Origin of the sequence: Methylocaldum sp. (genome assembly GCF_035627495.1) — a bacterium.
Lineage (GTDB): Bacteria > Pseudomonadota > Gammaproteobacteria > Methylococcales > Methylococcaceae > Methylocaldum.
The window spans coordinates 1-2716 of record NZ_DASPLO010000006.1 but is presented as its reverse complement, the minus strand read 5'-3'; the positions used below and the strand labels follow the sequence as shown (position 1 = coordinate 2716).

Below are 2716 nucleotides of genomic sequence, written 5' to 3'. Positions count from 1 at the left end.
TGATCTCCGCGCTCAGAGAACTCATGGGGATATCACTACCGCCGGTCGCCCCGGTTGTTTGACGGGCCGCCTTGATGAAGGTCCTGTCCGGACTCAGTCGCCGACCTTCAGATACAAAATCGGATTCTTCAAAGCCGACTAAGTATGGGCACTGATTCACGCGCCAGCAGGGGATGCGCCAGAATCTCCCCGCCAACCAATTCACGGACGAATCGCCCCGATTGAGTCGGGGCTTTTTTATGCCTGCCGGTCAGATGGCCTGGCATGAGTGGTTAGTCTCTATCCAATAAGGCCATATGAATATGGAGGGTTCATGACATGGTGGGACTGGATGTTTGCCGCAGTTGTCTTGATGGGGATTGCCGAATTCGGCGTGCTGATCTGGGCAATTTTCTTTGCTCAGCGCACACCTCCGCGAAAATAATTCTCGACGTCGGCGTCGCTGATTAGATAAACCAATCAACTGAAGCGGATTTTGATTGGAAAAAAGAAGGCAGAACAAAGTGCTTGGGGGGGATGGGGGTGTTCTGCCTTCGGGAAAGCTTATTAAACCGTGGCGGACTCAGAAAAAGAATTAGGAGAAATCCCTATTCACAACCGTGCTTTTACGGCGGGCAATAAAAAAACCGGCCGGGGCCAGGTTCTCCCTCAGGTCTGGACTGACGTTAAGGTCGGCTTTCAGCTTGATTCAGGCGCGTCAAAAGGCAACCGTGGCTAAGCCACTGTGAATTGCCATCGCCAATGACGTAACTATTTTATGAAACCGAGCGGAATAGAGGCGGGAGTTCCGTATCTATATAAAGAGAGACTTTCTACTTTAAGGTAAGCAGCATTTTCTATGGGGCTGCTCGAGCTAAAAGAGACCCAACATGTCTGCCGGGTCTCTTACCGCATGTACTGGTGTTGGAGGCACAAGTAATACGCGGCAATTGCAGCGTACTGCATCAAAGGAACTTTAGGCAAGCCATGCGGTTGCCGCGAAAGTTGAAAGTCTCTCGGATCTAAACACGGCTAAAAAGAAACCCGGCCGGAGCCGGGCATAAGACTGCGTCTTCGTGATTCTTGGCGGAACCTTCCCCAATTCCGTGCAGTCCGTCTCAGCTTAGTTCAGATTCTGCAGGGCGTACAATCCCATCGCCCAGCCTGTTGGATTGAACACCAAACATTGCCGCTGATTTCCGAAACCAGAAGGACAGAGAAGTAAACCGCCTATTTCTTCGGCAGCCTCAACAGAATCGCCTGCAGCCCGGCGTCGCCCTCGAGCCAGGTGGCGTTAGTGATTTGGGTGATTAATCCGGTCATCGGAGGCATGACACCGAAGCAAAAATTAGTCCTTGCGGCTTAGCTCTACTTCTGGCCCCCGTTAAAAACGCTTACCTTTGCCCACAAATTTGCGGGAAGCTGACGGATGGCGGAAGCGAATGGAGGTTGAAGGCGGTCGAAGTCTCGAGCGATTACGGCAGAGAGGGTTTGATCATGACCTGGGCGAAGCAGAAGGAATGGGCGGCGTGGGCGCAACACGAGTTTGGCCAAGCGGACTTGGGCGATCTGCGACGCACGGCGCGGTTAGTGCACATTGCGACGGTGCGTGCTGAACGGCCGTCGGCCGCGCTGCCCGAGGGGATCGATGACCCGGCGGCGCTGAAGGGGCTTTATCGATTCATGGAAAATGACTGTATTGAACGTCAGGCGGTATTGAGCCGTCATTACGCCGCCACGGCGGAACGGTGTGCCCGAGAAGCGGTGGTGTTGGCGGTCCAGGACACGACCGAGGTGGACTATACCCACCACCCGGCCACGGAGGGGCTGGGGCTGTTGGGGGATGAGCGGCATCGGGGATTTCTGCTGCACAGCACCCTGGCGATCACGCCTGATCGAGCCCCCTTGGGGCTGTTGGACCAGCAGGTGATTTAGGCCTTTGGAGGAGTTTGGCAAGAAACACCAGCGCAAGCGTCGACCGCTCGAGGACAAAGAGAGCCGCAAGTGGCTGGACAGCTTGGAGCGAACCCACGCGGTGGGCGCGGTCTGTCCGCATCTTGAGCTGGTGAGTGTCGGCGATCGGGAAGCCGATGTTTACGACCTGTTCCGGCGGGCCGAGGAGTTGCACCATCCGGTGCTGATCCGCGGCTGCTGGAACCGCGGGGTGGTCCATGAGGAGGGGCATCTGTGGGACTTTATCGAGCACCAACCGATGGCGGGGACCTATCGCGTGACCGTACCCCGGCAGGGGGGCCGGCGGGAACGTGAGGCGAAGGTGGCGGTCCGTTATGGGCGTGTCCCGCTAAAGCCGCCGGCGCAGCGGGTGCGCGAACACTTACCGACGCTGACGGTCGATGTCGTGCTGGCGCGGGAAGAGGATCCGCCGGTGGGAGTAGAGCCATTGAATTGGCGGCTCATCACTACGGTCGCGGTCGATCACCTGGAGCAGGCGCTGGAACGGATTCAGTGGTATACCTGCCGCTGGGGGGTTGAGGTGTATCACAAGGTGCTCAAGAGCGGCTGCCGGATCGAAGATCGGCAATTTGAAGATGCGGCGGCTTTGGAACGTTATCTGGCGATCGATGCGGTGGTGGCCTGGCGCGTGATGGGGTTGACGATGCAAAGCCGGGAGACCCCGGAGTTACCCTGTGACGTATTTCTGGACCTGGAACAGTGGCAGGCCTTGGCGTGTTATAAGCGCCGAACCCGGACCCCGCCCAAGCGGCCGCCCACCTTG

General features: G+C 57.4%; 2 protein-coding genes. Both read left to right on the top strand.

What is annotated here, in order from left to right:
- Positions 1 to 1476 precede the first annotated feature (1476 nt).
- Positions 1477 to 1914, top strand: a complete 438-nt coding sequence (locus VEB01_RS00560; RefSeq protein WP_324872155.1) for an IS4/Tn5 family transposase DNA-binding protein — start codon at positions 1477 to 1479, stop codon at positions 1912 to 1914.
- 4 nt (positions 1915 to 1918) lie between these two features.
- On the top strand, positions 1919 to 2716 hold a 798-nt coding region (locus VEB01_RS00555; RefSeq protein ID WP_324872154.1), incomplete at its 3' end, for an IS4 family transposase.